The sequence below is a fragment of the Candidatus Termitispirillum reticulitermitis genome (assembly GCF_054655775.1).
In genome coordinates this window covers 1-5,523 of the sequence record NZ_BAAIHG010000071.1, presented here as the reverse complement: position 1 = coordinate 5,523, position 5,523 = coordinate 1, and the positions used below count along the sequence as shown (strand labels likewise).

General features: G+C 45.8%; 9 protein-coding genes. 2 read left to right on the top strand and 7 right to left on the bottom strand.

Going from position 1 to position 5,523, the window contains the following annotated elements:
- Positions 1 to 128: 128 nt before the first annotated feature.
- Positions 129 to 335: a tautomerase family protein gene (locus AC1MDJ_RS06610; RefSeq protein ID WP_479690143.1), complete on the top strand. Its 207-nt coding sequence runs from the start codon at positions 129 to 131 to the stop codon at positions 333 to 335.
- 2 nt (positions 336 to 337) lie between these two features.
- Here the strand turns inward: AC1MDJ_RS06610 and hypA are convergent, their stop codons facing one another.
- Genes hypA through AC1MDJ_RS06585 form a run of 5 tightly spaced genes read right to left on the bottom strand, consistent with a single transcriptional unit; the run spans position 338 to position 3,397 of the window.
- A complete protein-coding gene (gene hypA / locus AC1MDJ_RS06605; RefSeq protein ID WP_479690142.1) occupies positions 338 to 676 on the bottom strand; it encodes a hydrogenase maturation nickel metallochaperone HypA in 339 nt (112 codons plus the stop codon).
- Complete coding sequence (locus AC1MDJ_RS06600) at positions 676 to 1,137, bottom strand: precorrin-2 dehydrogenase/sirohydrochlorin ferrochelatase family protein (protein WP_479690141.1); 462 nt, start codon at positions 1,135 to 1,137, stop codon at positions 676 to 678. The genes hypA and AC1MDJ_RS06600 overlap by 1 nt, the downstream gene beginning before the upstream one ends.
- Position 1,138: 1 nt before the next feature.
- Positions 1,139 to 2,236, bottom strand: coding sequence for an amidohydrolase (locus AC1MDJ_RS06595; protein ID WP_479690140.1), 1,098 nt, complete (start codon positions 2,234 to 2,236; stop codon positions 1,139 to 1,141).
- Between the two features lie 29 nt (positions 2,237 to 2,265).
- Positions 2,266 to 2,742 (bottom strand): YjiG family protein, encoded by a 477-nt coding sequence (locus AC1MDJ_RS06590; RefSeq protein ID WP_479690139.1) that lies wholly within the window; start codon positions 2,740 to 2,742, stop codon positions 2,266 to 2,268.
- Position 2,743: 1 nt separating this feature from the next.
- Entirely contained in the window at positions 2,744 to 3,397 is a 654-nt protein-coding gene (locus AC1MDJ_RS06585) for a hypothetical protein (RefSeq protein WP_479690138.1), read from the bottom strand.
- A 146-nt stretch (positions 3,398 to 3,543) separates the two neighbouring features.
- On the opposite strand from AC1MDJ_RS06585, the gene AC1MDJ_RS06580 reads away from it, so the two are divergent.
- A complete protein-coding gene (locus AC1MDJ_RS06580) occupies positions 3,544 to 4,005 on the top strand; it encodes a hypothetical protein (RefSeq protein ID WP_479690137.1) in 462 nt (153 codons plus the stop codon).
- A gap of 31 nt (positions 4,006 to 4,036) precedes the next feature.
- Here AC1MDJ_RS06580 and AC1MDJ_RS06575 read toward each other — a convergent pair whose 3' ends face one another.
- Both AC1MDJ_RS06575 and AC1MDJ_RS06570 read right to left on the bottom strand, forming a co-directional pair.
- On the bottom strand, positions 4,037 to 4,990 hold the full coding sequence (locus AC1MDJ_RS06575; RefSeq protein WP_479690136.1) for a hypothetical protein: 954 nt from the start codon (positions 4,988 to 4,990) through the stop codon (positions 4,037 to 4,039).
- Positions 4,968 to 5,483 (bottom strand): hypothetical protein, encoded by a 516-nt coding sequence (locus AC1MDJ_RS06570; RefSeq protein WP_479690135.1) that lies wholly within the window; start codon positions 5,481 to 5,483, stop codon positions 4,968 to 4,970. The genes AC1MDJ_RS06575 and AC1MDJ_RS06570 overlap by 23 nt, the downstream gene beginning before the upstream one ends.
- Positions 5,484 to 5,523 lie beyond the last annotated feature (40 nt).

The following is a 5,523-nucleotide window of genomic DNA, read 5'->3' as shown; positions in this document are numbered from 1 at the left end:
GATTATCTTCTTAACCTGCATAAGTCACTCCTTTGTTGTTGCATTGTCTGCCAAACTCTTATATACTTTATATTATAGTATTTTGGAAATATTTTCTAATACTTTTTAATTTTTTTCGGAGGAGCTTTATGCCACTAGTCAACATTAAGATAACCAAAGAGGGAAATACTACCGCTGAGCAAAAGCAGGCACTCATAAGCGGTGCAACTGATTTGTTGCACAACGTGCTGGGTAAGAACAAAGCCACAACAATGGTGCTTATTGAAGAGGTAGAAACAGACAACTGGGGTATCGGCGGGGAATCGGTGACCACTATTAGAAAGCGGAGACTATAGCCCTACACCTCAATATAGTCTATCTTTAGTTCCCGCCCCGCTGTGATGTCTAGTGATAAGTTGCCGCAATGCTCACAGACGGCAAAGAACGTGTCGGGTGTGCTAGTCTTGCCACATTCGCCACAAACACCTACCGCAGGCACTCGCTCAATGATAAACTCCGCACCAGTCGCAATAGTTCCCGCTTTTACAGCATCCAGCGCAAACTGCAACGAGCTAGCCTCCACCCCTGACAATGAACCTACCTGTAATTTGACCGACTTTACAGCATCAGCACCATTTTTTCGTGCAGCGCTGGCTACGCTATCTAAAATGGAACGGGCAATGCCAACTTCATGCATTATTTTTTGTTCTTTTTAGTTTCTTCTGAAATCGCATCTTTCACAGCCTTTGCTAGTTTAGGGCTGACAGCACCCGTGCTAACCGCTACCAGCACCCCATCAACATCAGCCACAGCGGGAAAATGCAACGTTGATAACGCTCTGTCGCTAGCCACATTTACCCACGTCCCACGCTCACGCGCTCGCCTACCCACATCAGCATTCAGCACCTTATCTGACGTACAAGCTATAGCAATGCGGTAATTGTCCTCTAAATCTGCCAGCTCAAACGGACGTTTGACTAATCTAACAGAGCTATAAGTCCGTGCCAGCTCCTCAATTTCAGCTGACACAATAGGGGCAACGACTGTAATATTAGGGCGGGAGCGAGATAGCAACTCGCCAATGCGTCTAGTCGCCACCGCCCCCGCACCCACAAATAAAACATCTACCCCGTCAAGTTGCAAATTAAACGGATACACGCTAATTCAACAGCTTGTTTATACCAAACTTGATAATACCAGCTCCGCTAGGCAGAGCATCATCATTAAAGCTCATCTCTGGGTTGTGCAGTCCAGGTGTTAAATCAGCCCCCAAGCCCACAAACGCCGCCTTAATAGCAGGCTTGTTATATTTGTAGTAGTGGAAATCGTCCGCACCGCTTGATGCAATCTTAGGCACTAATGCACTTTGTCCCATAACAGCCACTATCCCATCAGACAAGATACCCACCGCCTCGTCATCGTAAGCTGCACCAGGCACCCAGTCGCAGAACGTCACTTCGCCAGTCGCACCAATAGCCGTTGGAGCTATAGCTATCATATTTTTAACCTTATCAATGATACTATTCAGCCGCTCCGTAGTGCGCCCACGCATATCTACCGCCATATCCACGCCATCGGGTATCGCATTATTGATAATGCCGTTTGATATGAACTTAGTAACCTTAGCCGACCAAGTGTCAGCTGGGTCTTCCCAAATGCCATTTATCGCACCTACCACCAGAGCCGCCGCATCAATAGCATTAACGCCTAAATGCGGACGCGCTCCATGCGCAGTAGTGCCATGAATTGTAGCAAGCAGATGCCCGCTGGCACCATGATAGAGAGCAGGTGTTGCTTGTCCTAAAACAGCCTCTTGCTTCGGACGCAGATGTATGCCAAACATATAGTCTATGTCTTTACCCGCACCCGCCTCAATAACGCCCTTTGCACCCATAAGGTTCTCCTCAGCAGGCTGAAAGATTACCTTTAACGTGCCACGTTTAATGCCTGTTTTTGCCACCTCTTCCACAGCGGCAAGCACCATAGCACAGTTAGCATCATGCCCGCAGGAGTGGACACATACCGTCTTGCCACCTATCGCGTGCGTCAGTGCGTCCATATCGCCACGCACAGCCACAACGGGACCAGAGTCCGTCCCCTTTAATAACCCTACTACGCCATGCCCACCTACATTAGTCGTTACTTCAAAGCCAGCTTTTTTAAGCTCGCCCGCCAAGTAAGCAGACGTCTTAACCTCATTACTGCTAGGCTCTGGTATAGTATGCAAATAATTTCTAATCTCTTTTACTCGTTCCATAACAAACCCCCTAAAGCCCCTTAAACACCCTAGATATAAAAAGCTGCAACAAGACGCATTATAAACATACTGATGACAGCATTTAGGATAGATAACCCTATCATTATGCCATAATAACGCCCTTGAATGTTAGCGGTGCCAAGCGCACGCCCTAAGTATTGAACTTGCGAGCCCATTAAGAATATCGCTGGTAATAGTATTACAAGGTGCGTGGTGTTTAATGTGCCATCACTAAACAATTTAGCCGCAACACCGCAACCTCCACCCATAGAGAGCCAGCCACTCAGTAGCACTGTAAAAGCCTCGCCCGGTAGCCCAAATAGCCCCATAACAGGACCAAACACTTTGCCGATTATCTTTAGCAAGCCCGAAACGTTAAGTATCTGTATGATAATAAACGCCATAACCACGTTCGGAATAGTGCTAGATGTAACAATTGCCCAGCCCTTCTTAGCCCCGTCAACGAATATGTCAAATATCGTTTTTTTGAAATTAGCATCAGCCATTTTACGCCTCCCCGCCGAACTTCTTCACATAAACCCGCATAACATTTGCCGCAAATATCTTCAGCAAAAACATAACCAAGAATGATATTGCTATTATTGGGGGCACAACAGGTGTAACCAGCACTATAATCGCCGCACCTGATGAGAAAAAGTTTGTAATAGTAGCATCAGACGTGAACTGAAACATCATAAAGATAGTCTTTTCATCCTCAGTGATAAGCCCATCTTCTTTCAGCCCCTTGCTCATAGCCGCACCAGCGTCAGTTGACTGCAAGCTTGATATTAACGCAAGCCCACAAAGACCAGGTATGCCTAATAACGGACGCAACACGGGGGTCAATATTTTTTGCCCAGCTTTTAGCCCGCCCAGCCAGTCAATAATTTCAACTACGCCAAGCGCAAACATAACTGCAGGCACTAGCGTCAAGGCAAACAGAAAGCCGTCCTTAGCACCAGAACCACCAGAACCACGAAAATCACCCGCACCGGCAATCTTACCGAAACTACCTAGCAGGCTTGAAAAGTCAACTGCCTTAACCCAGTCGCCTGCGTATTTTGCAAGCAACGGCACAACGCCTGAGAAGAACAAGATAGCAAAGAGAAGCGCAATGTAGCCGCCTACCCCCACTTTTACATCAAGTTTATTATCGCTCATAATACCCTCCCTAATATGGCTAAAATCCACTATATAGCCTAATATATAGCGCATAGCTTGTCAAATAATTTTACTAAAGTTTTTCTAAAATCTGCCGATAGCCTCCCCGTGTGGATGTGCGCGAATTTTGTTTAAGGAGAATACAAATGGCACTGCAAGAACTATTAGGACACGGACAGGAACAGAGGAATACTATCGGTCAAGCTGGTCCCAGTGATGATTCATACAGCACAGACGAACTGCTTCGATTGGTAGATGGGCTTGCTGATAAAACAGAGAGCATTATAAGCAAGGTAGATTTAGACGAGACTATGAACGGTTCGTCACTGCTAGGGTTGCAAGCGAGAGTCAACGAACTGACATCAGGTGTGACGTCTAGCTCACCTCAAAACGAAATAGATACTGTGGCAACGGTTAATGCACAAATCAACCGGTTAGAGTATGCTATGCGCAAGCTAAAAATGTCGGGCAAGAGCGGTGAATTTTCGCGCATACGCGATATGAAAGCGGCAGAAGACCTAGTGGCTGACGTCACTAAAATGCTAGCGAATGATAACATTGATATGATAGGCTTTCTGAAACAAGATAGATTTGTAAAGATGATGTAAAATGGCAGGATTTATCTGTAGTAAATAACATTCACTTCTTCCGCCGTTCATTCTCAATGAACATCGGCAGTTTGTTGGCGATATGCTCCTGTGCAGGGGAGCATTTTGCCCCCCTCGCGTCTGATAACTGCTCCCATTGTTTGTCTATTTCTGATTTGTAAAAGTCCATTTCGTCTAGCTCAGCATAAAACCTAGCTTTATCTACACACTCTTGTGGCAGTTGTCTTATATTGTAAAACTGCCCAACAACTATATCCGTTCTTATCTCCCGTCCTAGTGTCTGATAAATCTTGCGAATATTGGCTAACTCCTCTGAATTGTCCTTTGAGTTGTCCTTTAAGAGCAACAGGGTAGGCTCTTTAGCTCTATGAACAAATCTTATCACCACACTGCCACCATGCAGTCGCCTAGTGATAGATAGCCCATCGTCATGAGCAGCTGTCACCGCCCGCAAAATGTCAACTTGCTTGAACCTATGAATGAGGGCGTCTTCGTCCTCCTCCCTGTGTAATATATCCACCCGCTCCAGCTCGTAGGCGGGTAAATGAGCATCAGGCGGATAAATAAACAGCCTAGCGAGCAAGTCAGCCTTGTGTATCGCTATATAATACGACTTGCCCACACTGACTGCATAGGACAAAGCACTGCTATTATCCGCTAATATGCTATAATAGGCTAAACTATTCGGGCGATGTGCAGACACGCTCTCAAGCAATCGTTTCTTGTAAGGTAGCCATATATATGGCTCATAAGCGTCATAACTAGTCCAATTGACAACGTAATTCTTAGCATCAGTGCCACAGTAAGAGCCACTAGCACTAATTCCCCCAAGCGCAATTTGCGCAAAGTTGCAACTAATAGTGGTCTTCCTAGACTGCACCATTTTATCATAATCCCGCTGAACACTCGCCATACGCACGTGACCGCAAGCGGACAAGAGCAGGAATACCAGCGGAAGTAGCCTATATATCCAAGTTTTCCACATTCAACGCATTCGTTTCTATAAACTCACGTCGTGGTGCAACTAAATCGCCCATTAAGAGTGAAAATAGCCTGTCAGCTTCTTCAGCATCTTCAACGCTAACGCGGTATAAACGCCTCTTACTTATATCCATAGTGGTGTCTCTCAGCTGGTCTGGATTCATCTCGCCTAGCCCTTTATATCGCTGTATATTAGTTCCCTTGCGTCCTACTTCATCAACATAATTAGCAAGCTCCATAAGACTATTAAACGATAACGTTGCCTTATTGTCCTTGCCACCGACAGGCAATAGCCTATACGGTGCCTGCCCCATTACCTTGATTTGCAATGATAGCCGTTTCAGCTCCCTATAATTTTGACTGACAAAAAACGCTGCATCAATGGAGACTATCTGTGACCTGCCACGTAGCCTTAACCAATACCGCTGAGTCGTCTCGTTAAACTCAATGGTATGTTCCTTATAGTCGTCATAGATGCAGCGTTTTTTGTCAGTCAAAATTATAGGGAGCTGAAACGGCTATCATTGCAAATCAAGG